Origin of the sequence: Acinetobacter sp. YH12097, from assembly GCF_013419225.1 — a bacterium.
Lineage (GTDB): Bacteria > Pseudomonadota > Gammaproteobacteria > Pseudomonadales > Moraxellaceae > Acinetobacter > Acinetobacter amyesii.
This window is the reverse complement of sequence record NZ_VPAN01000019.1, coordinates 19,336-38,755: the sequence shown is the minus strand read 5'-3', so window position 1 is coordinate 38,755 and position 19,420 is coordinate 19,336. Positions and strand designations below refer to the sequence as shown.

Below are 19,420 nucleotides of genomic sequence, written 5' to 3'. Positions count from 1 at the left end.
GGGCATTTAGCCCCTTTTTAGTGTCAAAAAATTTAGATTTCAGACATTTCTTTTTGATATTGCGCTTCGGCTTTTTCAAAGCGTTCAACCACATCCGCCTCTGGTGCTTTGCCCAATAAGCTCACGACAACGATACTGATTGCAGAGAAAATAAAGCCTGGAATGATTTCGTATAAACCAAGGTGGCCTAAGTAGTTTTTCCACACGATGACAGTCACAGCACCTACGATCATGCCAATGATTGCTCCGTTAAGCGTCATACGTTTCCACAGCAATGAAAGAATAATCAGTGGGCCAAATGCAGCTCCGAAACCTGCCCATGCATAAGCTACTAAGCCTAAAACTTTACTTGCAGGGTTCATTGCAAAGGTGATTGCAAATACGGCAATTGCCAAGACCATCGCACGTCCAATCCAAACCAATTCTTTTTGCGATGCATTTTTACGAATAAATCCTTTGTACAAATCTTCCGTCAAGGTGGTTGAACACACCAATAACTGACAGCTAAGTGTGCTCATCACCGCAGCTAAAATTGCGGCTAAAATAATCCCAGCAATCCACGGATTGAATAGAATTTTAGTCAACTCAATAAATACCGTTTCAGGGTTGGCATTAACGACACTTGCCAGTTCTGGGTGGACTTGGAAGTAAGCAATACCGATATAACCCACTGCTACAGCACCGCCTAGACACAGGATCATCCATGTCATACCAATGCGTCGTGCATTCGGAATGGATTTAACAGAATCGGCTGCCATAAAGCGAACCAAAATATGCGGCTGACCAAAATAGCCTAAGCCCCATGCCATGCTGGATAAAATCGCAACTGTACTTAAACCTTCAAATAAATTAGAAGCTTGTGGGCGAGCTGTTTCCAAAACAGCAGCAAGATTTTGACTGTTATCACCTAAAGCAAGGTAGGCGATGATCGGTGTGATCAGCAGTGCAAAGATCATCAGACCCGCTTGGAAAGTATCGGTCCAACTGATCGCTAAGAATCCACCAATACAGACATAGCTGATGGTTGCAATTGCACCAATCCACAGTGCTGTTGTGTAGTTCCAACCGAATAAACTTTCGAAAAGTCGTGCGCCAGCCACCATGCCAGAAGCACAGTAAATCGCAAAGAACACTAAAATCACTACAGCTGAAATGATACGTAAAATCTTTTTACGGTCTGCAAAACGGCTTGTGAAATAATCGGGCAGGGTCAGGGCATTATTTTGATATTCGGTATGAACACGCAAGCGACCAGCAACGATCAGCCAGTTCAACCAAGCACCGATAATTAAGCCGATTGCAATCCAAGCTTCGGAAAGACCAGATAGATAAATTGCACCAGGGAGACCCATGAGTAGCCAACCACTCATGTCGGATGCACCTGCTGAAAGTGCAGTCACAACACTTCCTAAACTTCGTCCACCTAAAATGTATTCGTCAAAGTTATGCGTTGCTTTGTAGGCATACAAACCAATGGCAAGCATTGCAAGAATATAAAAAATAAAGGTGACTAATGTCGGGTTTAAATGGCTCATAGGCGGTTCATCCTTAATGAAAGCAAATCATCTCTGTCCTAGATGAAAATTTGTACTTCTGTCGTAAGTCGCAGATTCAAGCACGATTTAAAAATTACACTCTGTAACCTTTAAGCATATTTTATGTATGTTTTGCGTAAATGATATTTTTTCTTATTACAAATCGAATTTTTTATTGTGCTGCTGAAATGTTGTCTAGAAGGGAATTTAAATTTTGAAATGTAAATCTACTAAAGACTTTTCATCACAAAAAGAGAACTAATGAAATTAGGTAAAAATTACACAATGTTACATGGTGAACAAGAAATGTGCATTTGAAATATTTGGTTGCAAATGTGCATCACATCATCTGTAGTGAGTTGATTTGAACAGGTCGAATATGAGGTATGCACAGTCTTGGTGCGTAATTAAAGGGAATACGCAGTGACAACGGTTCAAATGGAAAAAACGAGAATAGAGCATGATTTATTGGGGCATAAATCAGTCCCGCAATCATGTTATTACGGCATACATACATTGCGTGCCATCGAAAACTTTCAAATATCAAAGCAGCATGTCGGACAAAATTTAAACTTTGTGCGCGCTATTGCTCAGGTAAAAAAAGCGTCAGCAGAAACCAATTACCAATTTAACTTAATACAAGATGATATTCGCCAAGCGATTCAGCAGGCGTGTGATGCATTGATTGATCATCCAGAACAATGGGCAGATTCATTTCCAATTGATATTTATCAAGGTGGAGCAGGTACATCGATCAATATGAATGCCAATGAAGTCATTGCCAATATTGCCCTTGAGTCGCTCGGAGATGCTAAAGGCAGTTATCAACGGATTCATCCAAACGATCATGTTAATAAGTCACAATCCACCAATGATGTCTATCCAACAGCGCTGCGTCTAGCAACATTTAGCGCTTTTGATGCTTTATTTGTGGTGCTAAATCAACTTATAGGAAGCTTACATGTTAAAGCTGATGAGTTTAAACATGTCATCAAAATGGGGCGTACACAGTTACAAGATGCAGTTCCGATGACTTTGGGGCAAGAGTTCCGAGCATTTGCAACATTATTAAAAGAAGATTTGAAGTTGATTGAGCAAAATCGACAGCTTTTATTGGAAATTAATTTAGGTGCGACGGCAATTGGCACTGGCGTGAATTCTCCTGCGGGTTATGCAGCGAAGGCCGTTGAAAATCTAGCTCATTTGACTGGTTTAAAATTGCAAGGTGCAGAAGACTATGTCGAAGCAACCAGCGATTGTGGCGTATTTATTTTATTATCGAGTTGCTTAAAACGTTTAGCTGTCAAACTTTCTAAAATTTGTAATGACTTACGTCTTTTAAGTTCGGGGCCACGAACAGGTTTAGCGGAAATTCGTTTACCTGAGTTACAAGCAGGTTCGTCGATCATGCCAGCAAAGGTTAATCCTGTGATCCCTGAAGTGGTCAATCAAATTGCTTTTCGAGTAATGGGCAATGATTTAACCATAACTTTAGCCGCAGAAGCAGGGCAATTACAATTAAATGTCATGGAGCCGGTCATTGCATTGTCCATGAATGAATCAATTGAGCTTTTGGTGAATGCGGTGAAAACTTTAGACAGCAAATGTATTCAAGGGATTCAGGCAAATGAGCAAGCATGTTTTGATGCTGTGATGCGTAGTGTAGGAATTGTGACCTTACTCGATCCATATTTAGGTCATGCAAAATGTGATGAAATCGGTAAGCAATGTATTGCCGAAAATAAAACCATTCGCCAAGTGGTTTTAGAGCAAGAGCTGTTAACTGAAAGTCAATTGGATGAAATTTTCTCGATTGAAAATTTAGTTTCTGAAGTGACACCATTTAGTATGCCACTCGCTCAAGTGAGTTAAGTTCTTTTTAGACTTTTAAATAACCCCATGATGAGTAAATGACGAAGGTTAATCCTTCGTTTTTTATTTGAAGAAATTAGTGGTAAATCTAGAAAACTAATCTGATGGCAGTGATGTTTTAGGTTTCTAGAAGTAACTTAATTTCTAAAAGAAAGTATTGGGTTGAAAATAAAACGCTATATTTGCTTAAGATCGTAATTATAGTTCTATATTTACTCTTGAAGATTTGGATGAAAAATTTAGCGCATAGATCTAGTCAGAACAGCTTTAACTTGCCCCAAAAAGGACGTAATCGAAGTACAATAGGTTTTTTATCATGTTGTAGATAGTCAGATGTTTAATAAGTTAGTCGATTTATTCAAAGGCGCTAAAGAGTCGCCTGAGCAACTTTACTTAGAAGAACACCACATTCAATATGATGAAACTCAGGGCTATATCATTGAAGGCGTAGTTTTAAATACTTTGTCTGAACGTATGGAATATTTGTCGAATAGAAAAATGACAAATTTCGATGATTTAAAACAGCTCTATGCGACTGCAATGATTATCAATGAAAAAATAGACTTGGAAATTGCAAATAAACGTTTTGTTGCAAGATTAGGCAATACTGAAGAAAATCTGTTGCAGTTTAAACTCTATGTCAAACTATTGAATGATTATTATCGTCAATTCATCCGTGATCGTAAGTAAGTGAATGGACTGCAGTGTTTGAGTTTGATGTGTGCGTTAAGGGTACTCATCAATAGAAAATACAATCACAAATCCACATTGGTTAAAACACTGTATATAGTTGCTTAAATCTCGGAATGTAAAAAGCATCGTGTTAATATGATCACCAAGTGATTAAAACATTAAAAGCTATTTACATCATGTTCCAGCAAGAAATTTCACAACTCAATCTTAAACAGCTTAAAGCTGGCGAAAAGCGGTGGGTCGGAAACTTACAAGGCTCATCTGCTGCATTATTATTTAAAGAAATTAGCAAACAATCCAAACAGTTGTTTGTGATTGTTGCACGTAATAATCAGCATCTCGGGCAGTTAGAAAGTGAGCTGGAATTTTACGGAATTAAGCCAACTATTTTCCCAGATTGGGAAATTTTACCTTATGACCGGCTGTCGCCACATCAAGACATTGTTTCTGAACGCTTGGCGATTTTGTCTAATATGCCACAGCAAGGTGTGTTGTTGGTTTCAGCAACAACTTTAGCGCAGCGAGTTGCACCGGCATCTTGGGTATTAGGTGAACACTTTGATATTAAAGTGGGTCAAAAATTTGATATCGAACAACAAAAATTAAGATTAGTACAAGCGGGCTATCACTTGGTGGATACCGTTTATGATCATGGTGAATTTGCAGTACGCGGTAGCATCATGGATATTTACGCTTCGGGACAAAGTTCACCGATTCGTGTTGACTTATTTGATGATGAAATCGATACCCTCAAATTCTTTGATCCTGAAACTCAGCGAACCACCCAAAACTTAGATTATTTTACGGTTTTACCTGCAAAAGAATTTCCATTAAAAGAAGCACGTTCACTGTTTCGTGATCGATATGCGGAAAATTTTCCGACAGCAAATCCAAAGAAAAACCCAATTTATCAAGATGTACAAGATGGTATAGCTTCACCGGGTATTGAGTTTTATTTTCCGTTGTTCTTCTCTGAACAAGCCATGAGAGAGCAAAGTACCCTGTTTTCGTACTTACCTGAGAATGGCATTGTCATTACAGACAGAGCCATAGATGACACATTGATTCAGTTTTGGTCAGACATTGTGCGTCGTTATGAAGACCGTCGTCATAATGTCGACCAACCGATTTTGCCGCCAGAGCAGATTTTCCTACAACCAAATCAAGTGTTAGAACAATTAAATCTCTGCCGTCGTATCGTGGCTTCGCCTGAGGCTTTTGATGAACGCAATGGCGTGATCAATCTTGCAGCTGAGATTCCACCCCGTTTACCTGTCGATCCAAAACGTGAAAAGCCATTTTCTGCGGTTAAGCAATATATAGATGCGGCAAATTATCCAGTGTTATTGGTGGCTGAAAGCGCAGGTAGACGTGAAACCTTAAAAGATGCATTGCGTCCAAGTTTGGGTGATATCCCGACGGTCGAAAGTTTTGATGATTTTATGCATTCTATGCATGCGATTGCGATCACTAATGCGCCCTTAGATCGTGGTTTATTGCTAACTGACAAACTCAGTGTAATTTCTGAAAATCAGCTTTATGAACACCGTGTGGTTCAACGTCGTCGTAAACGCCAACAGGAAGTATCAGAAGAGTTTCTTGTTCGTAGTTTAACCGAGCTAAGTATTGGCGCACCTGTGGTTCATATTGATTATGGTGTGGGGCGATATGCAGGTTTAATTACCTTGAGTATCGATGACCAAGACCATGAGTTTTTGCAGTTAGACTATGCCGATGCAGCTAAGGTGTATGTCCCTGTAACAAACCTGCATTTAATTAGCCGATACAGTGGTGGTGACCCAGATCTAGCACCATTACATAAATTGGGCACAGATGCATGGTCTAAAGCCAAACGCAAGGCTTTAGAGCAGATCCATGATGTGGCGGCAGAACTTTTACATATTCAAGCCCGTCGTCACTCGAAGCCGGGTTATGGATTTGAACTGGATCAAAGTCTGTATATGCAGTTTGCCAGTGGCTTCGCCTATGAAGAAACTTTAGACCAAGCCAATGCTATTGAAGCGACACTGTATGACATGCAACAAGCGAAGCCGATGGATCGCTTGGTTTGTGGTGATGTCGGTTTTGGTAAAACAGAAGTGGCCATGCGTGCTGCATTTGTGGCAGTACAAAATAACAAACAAGTGGCTGTACTTGTGCCAACCACGTTGTTGGCGCAGCAGCACTACGAGTCTTTCAAAGACCGTTTTGCGGACTGGCCTGTACGTATTGAAGTCCTTTCACGCTTTGGTTCATCAAAATCACATACCAAAACCATTGAAGACCTCGCAGAAGGCAAAGTGGATATTGTGATTGGCACACATAAAATCTTGCAGGAAAGTGTGCAATTTAAAAATCTCGGCCTCATGATCGTGGATGAAGAGCACCGTTTTGGTGTACGTGATAAAGAGAGAATTAAAGCCTTACGTGCCGATGTTGATATGCTAACGCTAACTGCAACGCCTATTCCACGTACGCTGAATATGGCTTTTAGTGGTATGCGTGATCTATCTATTATTGCAACGCCACCTGCCCGTCGTCTTGCTGTGAAAACTTTTGTGCAAGAACACACTGGGGATTCGATTAAAGAAGCCATCTTGCGTGAACTATTACGTGGCGGGCAAGTGTATTTCTTACACAATGAAGTCGAGACCATTGAACGTACGGCAGAAACTCTACGTGAATTGGTTCCTGAAGCCCGAGTTGCGGTAGCACATGGTCAAATGCGTGAGCGTGAGCTAGAGCAAATCATGCAGCAGTTCTATCACAAAGAATATAACGTGCTGGTGTGTTCAACCATTATTGAAACTGGGATTGACGTGCCAAACGCCAATACCATTTTGATTGAGCGTGCAGATAAACTGGGACTTGCGCAGTTGCACCAATTACGTGGTCGTGTCGGTCGATCGCACCATCAAGCATACGCCTATTTACTTGTACCTTCGCTCAAAGGCTTAAAGGGTGATGCTGAAAAACGCCTAGATGCCATTTCTCGTGCATCGACTTTGGGTGCGGGCTTCATGTTGGCTACAGAAGACTTAGAAATTCGTGGCGCAGGTGAGTTGCTGGGTGAACAGCAAAGTGGCTCAATGCAAACCATCGGTTATAGCCTGTATATGGAAATGCTTAAAAAAGCCACCAAAGCCATTCAAAAAGGTAAAACGCCTAACTTTGACTCTCCATTGTCATTAACGGCTGAAATTAGCATGCACATGCCAGCCTTAATTCCAGATGATTATTTAGGTGATGTACATCAACGGTTATTGTTCTATAAACGCATTAGTAATACGGATACTCAAGAGAAACTCGATAACATTCGTATGGAGTTAATTGATCGTTTCGGCTTGCCGCCGCAAGCAGTCAAGCAATTATTCTCTGTCCATCAGTTGCGTTTAAAAGCGGAACAATTGGGTATCACAAAAATTGATATCAGCTCACATGGCGGCAGTATTGAGTTCTCGCCAGATACACCAGTTCAAGCCATATCGATCATTCAAATGATGCAAAAGCATCCGACTTTCTTCCGAATGGAAGGTGGACAGCGTCTAAAAGTGATGGTCATGCTCGAAGAATATGACAAACGCATTCAATTTATAAATGACTTATTAGACAGTTTGCTGAAGGAATTGGCGCCAAATCAATAGATTTGGCGTATAAATTGCTTGTTTAGAATGAGTAGATTTTCATGAGTGTTTTTTATATAGAAGAAACGCTTGATTTTTTTGAAAAATTTATTAGAGTCATAAGCACGCAACGTTTTATTCAAATGCAGTTTATTTGTAATGAAACGTTCTGTACAGAATATTCACACCCATAAGGATGTGATAGTATTAGCCATCATTCTAATTTTGCATCATTTATAAAGATATGTTTAGTTTACATCCACAACTTGCTCAAGATACGTTTTATGTAGGCGACTTTCCTCTGTCAACATGTCGTTTGATGAATGATATGCAATTCCCGTGGCTTATTTTGATTCCACGTGTTCCGGGAATTACAGAGCTTTATGAATTAAGTCAGGCAGACCAAGAGCAGTTTTTACGTGAATCAAGCTGGTTATCAAGCCAATTGTCACGTGTATTCCGTGCAGACAAAATGAATGTAGCTGCATTGGGTAATATGGTTCCACAATTACATTTTCATCATGTTGTTCGTTATCAAAATGATGTGGCTTGGCCGAAACCAGTTTGGGGTACGCCAGCAGTTCCTTATAACAATGATGTCTTGGCACACATGCGCCAAACACTAATGCTTGCACTACGTGGTCAAGGCGATATGCCTTTTGATTGGCGTATGGACTAATCCCGATTTACGGACAATATCAGGATAGTAGAAGAATGAGTGTCCGTATGGGGGCGATCGAGTGCCGTTAGACAATTTAATCAGCAAAGAGCCTAAACAGTTTGAATATTTTCATCGTTTGATGGGATATATCATGCTGTCTTTGGTGATTGTTGTCTATCACTACACCCAACCAGATACGCATTATCAAATCTACATTCCTGCATTTTTATTTTTTCTGATTTTAGTTGTTCCTAAGTTTTCCCATTGGCTAATTTATCGATATAGCAATCAAGTTAAACGCAATGTACTTTTTCTGATCGATATCATCGTTATTGCTGTACTGATGTCTGCAGTACATTTAAGCCTCGTTTTAACCTTTCTTGCGGTCTTTGCGCTGCTATATACAACCATTTATAACAAAATCAATTTTTTAATGATGTCCTTGGCAGGGATTGTGGGCGTCACTGTATTTTATTTATGTAATATTTATGTCTTTGGTTTCCAAGAATATTTCGAGTCAACCAGCAGTGAATTAACCGTACTTGGTTTTCTGTGCCTCATTACCTATTTCAGTGTAGGAACTTTTTATCAGCACACCCAAGTTCAGTCTCTAAGTAATAAAAAGAACCATTATTATGATCAGATGAATCGTTATATGGAATTCGCCAATCAGCTGAGTCGTTATGCGCCAATGCAACTTTGGCAATCGATTATGAAAGGTGAGTCTGAAGCTAAAATCGAATATAAACGTAAAAAACTCACGATTTTCTTTTCAGATATCCAAGGGTTTACAGAACTTTCTGAAACATTAATCCCAGACGATTTAGCATTTCTACTCAATGACTATTTGAGTCATATGACTGAGATTGCCAAACAGTATGAAGCGACTGTCGATAAATTTATGGGTGATGCAATTCTAATTTTCTTTGGTGATCCACATAGCCAAGGTGTAGAGCAAGATGCAAAAACCTGTTTAGAGATGGCAATCGTCATGCGTCAGCAAATGAAGTTGCTACGTGAACGCTGGATTAAAATGGGTTATCCGCCGCTACACATTCGTATGGGTATTTCTACAGGGTATTGCCACGTTGGGAACTATGGTGCGGCTCACCGTATGGCTTATACCATCGTGGGTCGTGATGCCAACTTGGCTGCAAGATTACAGAGTGCTGCCGAAGTCGATGAAATTTTGATTTCAGACGATACGCATCATTTAGTGAAAAATGACTATTTATGTGCACCTAAAGCACCGATCTTCTTAAAAGGTATCAAAGGCCCAGTACGTACTTGGCAAGTGATGGAAAAATACACCTCACAGAAAACAGATTATCAACGTTGGTTCGATTACGAATATAAAGGCTTCAATCTATTATTGAACTTAGATGAAGTGCAAAACTTTGAATATCCTGAACTAATACATGTTTTAGAACGTATGATTCAACGCTTACAAACTCAGCAAAGAATGACCAACTCTGCTGGTATCGTAAAACTGAATTTAGAAGATGAAGTGATCGAAGAAGTCAAAAAAACTGAATCGCACTCTTAATTTCACATATACATTATATAAATTAGATCTAATCGTATTGCCTTAAATTGTAAAAATAACTCAATTCATTCTTTTATCAAAACGTCTTCTTTTTTTTGAATTGTTGAATAGTTTTATGCATAAAAAGCCAGTTACGATGAACTGGCTTTTTGATTATAGAAAATTATCTATAAATTAATGATTTTCTGAAGCATGGTTGATGGTGTATTTGGGAATTTCAATTTCCAAATCTTCATCTTCAATTTTTACTTGGCATGACAGACGAGAGTCTGGTTCTAACCCCCAAGCACGATCGAGAAGATCTGCTTCGACATCATCCATTTCATCTAGACCATCAAAACCTTTACGTACAACCACATGGCAAGTGGTGCATGCTTTAGACATATCACATGCATGCTCAATTTTGATGCCGTTTTTTAACATGCTTTCGCAAAGGTTAGCATTTGATTCGACTTCAAACTCAGCGCCGTTTGGGCAGATTGTTGCGTGAGGCAGTACTTTAATACGTGGCATAATCTTGACCTATAAATTAATTTGAGTTTGACCAGTCATCGAGTTTTGTGCCTTTCAGTGCGGCATCAATGTGCTGATTCATACGAGCTGCAGCAAATGCATCGCTATGTATTTTAAGCTGTTCTACAGCATGTTCAATAGCTTTGATATCTGTCGTTTCAAGTGCAGCATCTAAAACACTGCGTGCAGAAGTGAGGGAACTGAGTTGCTCTTGGCTGAGGAGTTGAGCATCCACTTTAAGTGCTTGATCAAGTGCTTCAAGTTCACGTTTTGCTTCAACTTTGGTTTCTTGAAGATGACGTAAGTTTTTGTCTTCTTCAGCAAACTTATAACCATCAACCAGTAAGCGTTCAGTGTCGGCATCAGATAAACCATAAGAAGGTTTGATGTCAATTTGAGCATGCACACCAGAAGTGGTTTCTTTGGCTGACACCGTCAATAAACCATCTGCGTCAACTTGGAAAGTCACTTCGATACGTGCTTGACCTGCAGTCATCGGTGGAATACCACGAAGTACAAAACGACCTAAACTACGGCAATGTTCAACCAGATCACGTTCACCTTGTACAACATGAATCAACATTGCTGTTTGACCATCTTGATAGGTTGTGAATTCTTGGCGACGCGCCACTGGAATGGCTGTATTACGCGAAATAAGGCGCTCAACCAAACCGCCCATGGTTTCTAAACCTAAAGAAAGCGGAGTGACGTCTAAAAGCAATGAACCATCTTTAGAGTTACCAATAAGTTGGTTTGCTGTAATCGACGCGCCAATAGCCACAACTTCATCAGGGTTAATTGTGCAGAGTGGTTCTTGATTGAAGACATCTTGAACAGCTTTTTGCACAGCATATGAACGGGTAGAACCACCGACCAATACCACATTTTGAATATCGCTGAGCTCAAGCTTGGCATCACGCATGACACGTTTACAAACGCTGATGGTTTTATCCAAAGCAACTTTGATGATTGATTCAAAAGTAGGGCGGTCTAAAGTCAATGATTGATCAAGAACTTTAAGCTCTACAGATTTAGCCTCGGTTAGAGCTTCTTTTGCTTTACGTGCAGAAACAATGAAATGCGCATATTCAGCATCATCTAAAGTTTCAATGTTCAGTTGTTTTTTTGCCCATTTTACAATCAGACGGTCTAAGTCATCACCACCAAGCGCTGTGTGGCCACCAGTTGCTAGAACTTCAAAAACACCTTGAGAGAAACGTAAAATTGAAACGTCAAAAGTACCACCACCCAGATCGTAGATCACATAGTTTTGATCATGTGCAAGATTGGTGTCTTGGTCTAAGCCATAAGCCACTGCCGCAGCAGTCGGTTCATTTAAAAGACGGAGTACATTTAAGCCTGCAAGCTGTGCTGCATCACGCGTTGCTTGACGCTGTGCTTCATCAAAATAGGCAGGCACAGTAATGACAGCACCATTTACTGGATTGTTTAAGCTGCTTTCTGCACGGTCTTTAAGTTGTTTTAAAATTTCAGCAGAAATTTCAACTGGTGTTTTGCGACCTTGTGCAGTTTCAAAAGCAGGCATTTCATTCGCTTCACCGACTAAGTTGTACGGGTGTTGGAATTTAATATCTGCCTTAGAGCGACCCATAAAGCGTTTTACAGAAACGATGGTGTTTTTAGGATCAGTCGTTAAGAATGCCTTTGCGTCGTCACCATATTGCGTAGTGGATTCGCCATAGTGTGCAATAGAAGGGAGTAACACACGACCATGTTCATCGTTAAGCACTTTCGCTTTACCAGAAAGTACCGTGGCTACTAAAGAGTGTGTAGTCCCAAGATCGATACCAATTGCGATGCGGTGTTCATGCGGCGCACTTGATTGACCAGGTTCTGCAATTTGCAAGAGAGCCATGTGTGTTACATCCTTTGAACGTCAAATATAAAAAATAAATTAAAAATCATCGTCTAAATCAAAGCTATCGTCGTCTAAGAAGCGATCTTCAGCTTTATCGATGTCAGCCATTACTTTTTGGAAGAAGCGTAATTTACGTACGGTATCACGTGCTTCAGCCCAGTCTTCGTCGTCATAATCAATCTTGAATTCACGAACCAAACCGTCAATCCATTGCTGAACTTCAGTTTTAAGTGAAGTGAGGTCATCAGCAGAGCCTGCCTCATCTAACTGTTCACGAATTTCTAAGGCATCTTGTAGGAACTCAAAATCACTAATTGATTGATCAAGGTGATAATCTTGTTTTTTGAGACTTAATAGATATGCAGCGCGGCTATCAACATTGGATAAAGCTTTAAATGCTTGATTAATCTCACTGGATTTAATCAGGGCTAGATCTTTGTCTTCGGCTTTATCTGGATGATATTGTTGCTGCAACTTTAAAAATTCAGATTTTAAAACTGCTAAATCAATATCGAGTGCTACAGGTAAGTTAAACAACTCAAAATGATTCATGGGAGATGGTGTCCGCAATAGAGGTGCAAAAAGTGTTGCTTTAAATGCAATTAAAACAGTGAATTTTACACTGTTTTAATGCGAAAAAGGAGCGTGGAAAAGGCTTAAACCGTAAACGATTCGCCGCAGCCACATTCGCCTTTTTTATTTGGGTTATTAAATTCAAAACCTTCGTTTAATCCATTTTTCACATAGTCCATCTCCATACCTTCGAGATAAACTAAGCTTTTTGGGTCAACGAATACTTTTACGCCAAACTGATCGAATACTTGGTCATGCGTGTCAATATCATCGACAAACTCAAGTACATAAGCTAAACCAGAACAGCCAGAAGTTTTCACGCCAACGCGAATGCCTTCACCCTTACCGCGATTCTTGATGTAATTGCTGATATGAGTTGCAGCATTTTCAGTTAAATGAATCATGAAAACTCCGTTAATCTTTTTTAAAACACGTAAACAATTAAGCTTTTACTTTCTTGCTACGGTAGTCTTCTACAGCAGCTTTGATTGCATCTTCAGCAAGTACAGAGCAGTGTACTTTTACTGGTGGAAGTGCAAGTTCAGTTGCAATATCAATGTTCTTAATTGCTTGAGCTTCATCAAGAGTTTTGCCTTTTAGCCACTCTGTTACTAATGAGCTAGATGCAATTGCTGAACCACAACCGTAAGTTTTGAAGCGAGCTTCTTCAATTACGCCATTGTCATCAACTTGAATCTGTAGACGCATAACATCGCCACAAGCTGGTGCACCGACCATACCTGTACCAACGTTTTCTGCATTTTTGTCTAAAACACCAACATTACGAGGGTTTTCGTAATGATCAATTACTTTTTCGCTATAAGCCATGATGCTTCTCCAAACCTCGGGGTCAGCCTTAAGATTAATATGGGGGTGAAATTACGTTAATCAATGAGATAGCCTTAAAATAAAAGCTATCTCACCGGGATGAATTAGTGTTCAGCCCATTCTACAGAATTAAGGTCGATACCTTCTTTGTACATGTCCCAAAGCGGTGAAAGATCACGTAGTTTTTCAACTGCTGCTTTGGTAATTTCAAGTACGTGGTCAATATCGGCTTCAGTGGTGTATTTACCAAAGCTGAAACGAATCGAGCTGTGAGCCAATTCGTCTGAAAGACCCAATGCACGAAGTACATAAGATGGTTCTAAAGTTGCTGATGTACATGCAGAACCAGAAGATACTGCGCAATCTTTAAGTGCCATCATTAACGATTCACCTTCAACAAAGTTAAAGCTGACGTTTAGATAGTTTGCAACGTTGTATTCTGGGTGACCGTTGAGGAAGACTTGTTCAAGATCTTGCAAGCCATTCCAAAGTTTGTCACGAAGTACACGAATACGAGTTTGTTCAGCATGCAGGTTTTTGCCAGCAAGTTCGAACGCTTCGCCCATACCCACGATTTGGTGAGTCGCTAGCGTACCTGAACGCATACCACGTTCATGACCGCCACCGTGCATTTGCGCTTTAATACGTACACGTGGTTGACGACGTACATAAAGAGCACCAATACCTTTAGGACCATAGATTTTGTGGCCAGAGAAACTCATCAAATCAACTTTCATTGTTGAAAGATCAATTTCTACTTTACCTGCAGCTTGCGCAGCATCTACATGGAAATAAGTTTTGTTTGCACGAGTCAATTCACCGATTGCAGCTACATCTGTAGTTGTACCGATTTCATTGTTCACCATCATCAAAGATACAAGAATTGTATCTGGACGAAGGGCTGCTTGAACCATTTCAGGTGTGATTAAACCTGTTTTTGCTTCTGGCTCAAGATAAGTAATTTCGAAGCCTTCTTCTTCAAGCTCGCGGCAAGTATCAAGAATTGCTTTATGTTCAATTTTACTTGTAATAATGTGCTTGCCTTTAGATGCATAGAACTGAGCAATACCTTTAAGCGCAAGATTGTCAGATTCAGTTGCACCAGATGTCCAAACGATTTCGCGTGGATCAGCTTTTACTAGATTAGCAACTTGTTCACGTGCATATTCTACTTTTTCTTCTGCCTGCCAGCCGTAAGCATGAGAACGAGAAGCTGCATTACCAAAAGTACCGTCAAACGTTAGACATTCCATCATACGTTCTGCGACTTGAGGGTCTACAGGTGTAGTTGCTGCATAGTCAAGATAAATAGGACGCTTCATGTCAAATACCTGTAACCGATAAAAGGGCTGAATCAAAGTTTGCTGAATTTTGACGAATAGATACGGTTTGAACGTTATCGCGTGCTACAAGGTCAGCAAGGGTGATTTTTGCAAGATAATCGGCAATGTGGTGGGAGAGTTCCTGCCATAAATCATGAGTCAAGCACATTGCACCATTTTGGCAGTTGCCTTTGTGGTCACAACGGGTTGCATCAACTGTTTCATTTACAGCTTCAATAATTTCCAAAACAGTGATGTCTTCAGCACTACGAGCAAGGTGATAACCACCGTTTGCTCCACGGATGCTGGAAACTAAGCCGTGACGCTTTAATTTTGCAAATAACTGCTCAAGATAGGCCACTGAAATGGTTTGACGAGCTGCAATTTCTGCAAGAGTGATCGTTTGTTCAGTTGGCTGCAAAGCTAGATCAAGTAGAGCAGTCACTGCGTAGCGACCGCGAGTTGTTAAGCGCATGATTCGATACACATGTTAAGTCTAGATGTGCAGATTTTATGAATCCTGACTAAAATAGTCAAGTTTTTTTGAGATTGTTTATTTGTTTTATTTTGTCTGAAAAATTATGTATTTATTTGAACCACACATTATACACTAATAACGTTATTAAAAGAACAGATATTAGACTAAAAGCGATATTAATCCGCTTTTGACGACGTTCGATACGCTTAATACGGTTTTTATATTGTTTAACTTCAACTTGCAGTGTGTTGATTTTAGAGCGTTGCTGTTCGATTTTTTCTAAAAGTGGGGCAATACGTTTTTTTGACGCAACGATATCGTTTTCTTCGACAGGTTCAGACAGCCAGTGTTTCCAGTCAGATAAAATTTTGGGCACACTAAATAATGAAACCAGATCACGAAATTCATCTTTTAGAACCACATCACCATCGATACGCATGGTTTTGATGCTTTTACGATTACCAAATACAAAAATTTTTACCAAATCTATTAGTGTCGTGCGGACATCAAGGTCGATGGCTTTATCTGGAGATTTCGTGTCGAACAGAATACCGTGCTCAGTAAACTGAACATAAAAATCAAAATAAGGGATGTAGCTATTTATTTTCAGTGCGACTTTTTGATCAACAAATTTTTTAGCTTGTAATGCTACAACACGGTCATGTTTTAAAATGAAAGTAAAAATCGTTTCTAAAACAATCAGGGTCATAGTAAGCAACAAATGTGGTTGAGCTTGTGTTTGTTGCGTATCACTCATAAAAAAAATGTCCTTGTTAAAATCTGAAAGCACTGGAAACTGAGCATCCTGCTCTAGAGGAACTTAGAATATACCAAAAAGTTGGTAATTCACCAGCTTTGTAGAACAGTTTAATCAATCTATCAAGTCATATGTTTGCTATTATGTTGTTAAAATGAAGAATCACATGTTGCTGTGCACATAAAATAATCAGGAGAAGTGCGGATTATGGAAAATACAGAAAGCATAATTGACGATGCACAAGAAACATCAGAAAAGCCGGCTAAAACTCGCGTACGTAGTCATTCTGATCGTCGCTCTAAAATGGATTTTCGCAAATATACCAAACAGATTTGGTTGGCTGGATTAGGTGCTTTTTCACGTGCTGAGGGTGAAGGAAATAAGCTTTTTGACTCTTTAGTCAAAGTTGGAGAGGAGCTTGAGTCCAAAACGATTGATATTGCAGATCAAACTGTCGAAAAAGTTTCAGAAAAAGCCAAAGAATCTGTAACTGATACGAAAGATAAAGTAGAAAAAATTTTAGATAATGGTGTTAATCATTCTTTAAACCGTTTAGGATTGGTGACTGTAAAGGATTTACAGCACTTAGAAAGGCTTATACTTCAATTACATACTAAAGTTGACCAATTGGCCGAAGAAAATGCCCAACTGAGGTCCGAAATACTAAAAAAACACTAACTTTTTTACTATTATCGAATTTTCAAGGTTTTTTTCGTCAAAAAATTCTATAAAAAGAGGTTGAGGAGTATTGCGTTTAACCCTAAAGCATTGCTATAAAGGCGTTATGGCGTTTTATACAAATTCTTGAACCTTAAATAAACGATATTAAGAGGACGTAATTTTCATGAATAAATCAGAATTAATTGATGCAATTGCCGAAAATGGGGGATTATCTAAGGCCGATGCCGGTAAAGCTTTAGATGCTACAATTGCTGCAGTTACCAATGCATTAAAAGCTGGTGATACAGTTACTTTAGTTGGTTTCGGTACTTTCAGCGTTAAAGAACGCGCTGCACGTACTGGTCGCAACCCACAAACTGGTGCGACTTTAGAAATCAAAGCAAGCAAAGTTCCTAGCTTCAAAGCTGGTAAAGGCTTGAAAGATTCTGTAGCTTAATCTTATTAAGCACATGAGACGCGCCATTATTTGGCGCGTTTTTTATTGGTAAATGTGATTAATTGATATATCGCATTCATTCATCTCGGGTTTTCGGTTAAAATTCACCGCAAATAAAATATTGGAATACTTATGGAATCGTTTCGTAAAGTCATTAAGGGTTGGCTGGGCAAGGTCTTGCTCGTTTTATTTTTGACCCCTTTAGCACTTGTAGGTATTGAAGGATATTTTAGTGGTGGATCTAAAGATGCAGCAAAGACTGTAAACGGTACTGAAATTTCTCAAAAAGAACTCGAAGCACTGACGAACTCATTAAAAGAACAATATCTGGCATATGCTCAGGGTGATGAAACATTATTGAATCAAAATTTCATTAGCAATAAAGCGATGGATACTTTGGTTTCACGCCAATTGTTATTGCAACAAGCTGATAAATTAGGCATTAGCTTGAGTGATGCACAAATTGTGCAAATGATTCATCAGCAGCCAAGCTTCCAAGTCAATGGTCAATTTTCAGATGAAGCGTTTGGGAGATACCTCGAATCGATTGGTATGACGAACCGCACATTCATTGATAACTTACGTAAAGACCATGCTTTAAAAATGTTGTCTACAACATTTATGGAATATGCATTGGTGAGTAAGCTTGATATCTTGCAAATTGCGAACTTACAAACGGAACAACGTAGTATTCAGTTGGCGAGCATTAATCTTGAAAATTACAAGAAAAATGTAAAAGTATCTGATGCCGAAATTGCCGCTTATTATGAGCAGCATAAAAACAAATTTAAGCAAGCAACCAGTATTGATGCAGATTTTGTCGTATTAACACCTGCCAATATTACTGCACCTGTAGAAGCTGCAACTGATGCTGAATTGAAAGAAGCGTATAACAGCTTTGTTGAGAATGCACAGAAGTCAGTTAAACCACTCGTTAAGCACATCATGATCACTGCAGACAGTCGTTCAGATGCCGAAGCTAAAAAACTGGCTGAAAGTGTTCAAGCTAAAATTAAAGCGGGTTTAAGCTTTGACCAAGCTGCAGCGCAATTCTCTGAAGATCCGGAATCTAAAGCAAAAGGTGGTGAACTGGTTGCTTATGAAAAAGGTGTGTTTGGTGATGCGTTTGATGCTGCAGTTGAAGGTGCTCTAGCTGGTCAAGTGACTGCTCCAGTGAAAACAGACAGTGGTTATCACTTGATCGAAAAAGTGGCACCAGCTGTAAAAGTGGCTTCATTTGAACAAGAAAAAGCACGTCTACAAGCTGAAGTTGCTGCTTCGAAAAAAGCCAATGTTTTTTCTGACACTGTAAACAGCCTCAATGACATGGTCGTGAGCAGTGATGCCCTTGATGTCGTGGGTCAAGAAGTGAAAGGCGTAAAAGTACAATCATTGAATGGCTTAACATTAGCATCGCAACATCCAGTTTTAAGTGATGCAAACGTCAAAGTTAAATTGTTTAACGATGATGTTAAAAATGGTGAACGTAATGTTTCATCGAGCATTCAGTTGAAAAACGGTGATGTGGTTTGGGTGAAAGTGCGTAACTATCATGCTGCGGGTGTTCAAACCTTAGCTGAAGCGAAAGCGCATGTGAAAACTCAGTTGATTGAAAAGAAAGCGTCTGATGCTGCAAAAGCCCAGATTCAAGCGACATTAAAAGAGTTTGCTGCAAAACCTGCTGCTTCAGTTGCAAAAGGCAGTTTAAACTTTGAAAATGCGGGTACATTCACTCGTGCGGATGGTTTGTTAAAACGCGAAATTCAACGTGCTGCATTTAGTGTAAAAGCGCCGAAAGCAGGTCATTGGTCTGTTACTACGACTAATCTACCAAATGAATTGGTTGTGGTTGCTGTGACTGCAGTGAACAAACAATCTGATGCGGCATTAACGGGTGAGCAGTTAGATGAGTTAACAAAACTTTATCAACAGCTTCGTGGTCAACAAGAATTTGATGACTACACACGTTATCTAAAAGATCATGCCAAAATTAAATAATTAAGGCAGCTTTAAAAAAACCAGC

At 39.6% G+C, this 19,420-nt stretch carries 17 protein-coding genes; 8 read left to right on the top strand and 9 right to left on the bottom strand.

Features of this window, described 5'->3' with window-relative positions:
- Positions 1 to 32 precede the first annotated feature (32 nt).
- Complete coding sequence (gene putP / locus FTU37_RS09855) at positions 33 to 1,535, bottom strand: sodium/proline symporter PutP (protein ID WP_180124261.1); 1,503 nt, start codon at positions 1,533 to 1,535, stop codon at positions 33 to 35.
- A 423-nt stretch (positions 1,536 to 1,958) separates the two neighbouring features.
- On the opposite strand from putP, the gene aspA reads away from it, so the two are divergent.
- From aspA to FTU37_RS09830, 5 genes are all read left to right on the top strand, one after another.
- Positions 1,959 to 3,407, top strand: coding sequence for an aspartate ammonia-lyase (aspA, locus tag FTU37_RS09850; RefSeq protein WP_180124260.1), 1,449 nt, complete (start codon positions 1,959 to 1,961; stop codon positions 3,405 to 3,407).
- 333 nt (positions 3,408 to 3,740) lie between these two features.
- Complete coding sequence (locus tag FTU37_RS09845; protein ID WP_180124259.1) at positions 3,741 to 4,097, top strand: hypothetical protein; 357 nt, start codon at positions 3,741 to 3,743, stop codon at positions 4,095 to 4,097.
- A gap of 179 nt (positions 4,098 to 4,276) precedes the next feature.
- Positions 4,277 to 7,744 carry a transcription-repair coupling factor gene (mfd, locus tag FTU37_RS09840; protein WP_180124269.1) on the top strand — a complete coding sequence of 1,156 codons (3,468 nt, stop codon included), beginning with the start codon at positions 4,277 to 4,279 and terminating at the stop codon, positions 7,742 to 7,744.
- A gap of 223 nt (positions 7,745 to 7,967) precedes the next feature.
- Positions 7,968 to 8,402, top strand: a complete 435-nt coding sequence (locus tag FTU37_RS09835; protein WP_067762788.1) for an HIT domain-containing protein — start codon at positions 7,968 to 7,970, stop codon at positions 8,400 to 8,402.
- A 61-nt stretch (positions 8,403 to 8,463) separates the two neighbouring features.
- Positions 8,464 to 9,930 carry an adenylate/guanylate cyclase domain-containing protein gene (locus tag FTU37_RS09830; RefSeq protein ID WP_180124258.1) on the top strand — a complete coding sequence of 489 codons (1,467 nt, stop codon included), beginning with the start codon at positions 8,464 to 8,466 and terminating at the stop codon, positions 9,928 to 9,930.
- Positions 9,931 to 10,104: 174 nt separating this feature from the next.
- On the opposite strand, the gene fdx is transcribed toward FTU37_RS09830, so the two are convergent.
- The 8 genes from fdx to FTU37_RS09790 form a co-directional block, all read right to left on the bottom strand.
- On the bottom strand, positions 10,105 to 10,443 hold the full coding sequence (gene fdx, locus FTU37_RS09825) for an ISC system 2Fe-2S type ferredoxin (RefSeq protein ID WP_078193483.1): 339 nt from the start codon (positions 10,441 to 10,443) through the stop codon (positions 10,105 to 10,107).
- Positions 10,444 to 10,459: 16 nt separating this feature from the next.
- Positions 10,460 to 12,319, bottom strand: a complete 1,860-nt coding sequence (gene hscA, locus FTU37_RS09820) for a Fe-S protein assembly chaperone HscA (RefSeq protein WP_180124257.1) — start codon at positions 12,317 to 12,319, stop codon at positions 10,460 to 10,462.
- Positions 12,320 to 12,358: 39 nt separating this feature from the next.
- A complete protein-coding gene (gene hscB, locus FTU37_RS09815) occupies positions 12,359 to 12,874 on the bottom strand; it encodes a Fe-S protein assembly co-chaperone HscB (RefSeq protein WP_078188669.1) in 516 nt (171 codons plus the stop codon).
- A gap of 104 nt (positions 12,875 to 12,978) precedes the next feature.
- The gene (iscA, locus tag FTU37_RS09810) at positions 12,979 to 13,299 is read right to left on the bottom strand and encodes an iron-sulfur cluster assembly protein IscA (protein ID WP_078188668.1); all 321 of its coding nucleotides are present in this window, start codon (positions 13,297 to 13,299) and stop codon (positions 12,979 to 12,981) included.
- Between the two features lie 37 nt (positions 13,300 to 13,336).
- A complete protein-coding gene (gene iscU, locus FTU37_RS09805) occupies positions 13,337 to 13,723 on the bottom strand; it encodes a Fe-S cluster assembly scaffold IscU (RefSeq protein WP_078188667.1) in 387 nt (128 codons plus the stop codon).
- A gap of 104 nt (positions 13,724 to 13,827) precedes the next feature.
- The gene (locus FTU37_RS09800; RefSeq protein ID WP_078193480.1) at positions 13,828 to 15,045 is read right to left on the bottom strand and encodes an IscS subfamily cysteine desulfurase; all 1,218 of its coding nucleotides are present in this window, start codon (positions 15,043 to 15,045) and stop codon (positions 13,828 to 13,830) included.
- 1 nt (position 15,046) lies between these two features.
- The gene (locus FTU37_RS09795; protein WP_078188665.1) at positions 15,047 to 15,520 is read right to left on the bottom strand and encodes an Rrf2 family transcriptional regulator; all 474 of its coding nucleotides are present in this window, start codon (positions 15,518 to 15,520) and stop codon (positions 15,047 to 15,049) included.
- 112 nt (positions 15,521 to 15,632) lie between these two features.
- Positions 15,633 to 16,280: a hypothetical protein gene (locus tag FTU37_RS09790; protein ID WP_180004651.1), complete on the bottom strand. Its 648-nt coding sequence runs from the start codon at positions 16,278 to 16,280 to the stop codon at positions 15,633 to 15,635.
- 207 nt (positions 16,281 to 16,487) lie between these two features.
- Between FTU37_RS09790 and FTU37_RS09785 the strand changes: the two genes are divergently transcribed.
- The 3 genes from FTU37_RS09785 (at position 16,488) to FTU37_RS09775 (ending at position 19,395) form a co-directional block, all read left to right on the top strand.
- Positions 16,488 to 16,958 (top strand): phasin family protein, encoded by a 471-nt coding sequence (locus FTU37_RS09785; RefSeq protein ID WP_180109197.1) that lies wholly within the window; start codon positions 16,488 to 16,490, stop codon positions 16,956 to 16,958.
- Positions 16,959 to 17,124: 166 nt separating this feature from the next.
- Entirely contained in the window at positions 17,125 to 17,397 is a 273-nt protein-coding gene (locus FTU37_RS09780) for an HU family DNA-binding protein (RefSeq protein WP_078188662.1), read from the top strand.
- Positions 17,398 to 17,529: 132 nt separating this feature from the next.
- Positions 17,530 to 19,395 (top strand): SurA N-terminal domain-containing protein, encoded by a 1,866-nt coding sequence (locus tag FTU37_RS09775; RefSeq protein WP_180090032.1) that lies wholly within the window; start codon positions 17,530 to 17,532, stop codon positions 19,393 to 19,395.
- Positions 19,396 to 19,420 lie beyond the last annotated feature (25 nt).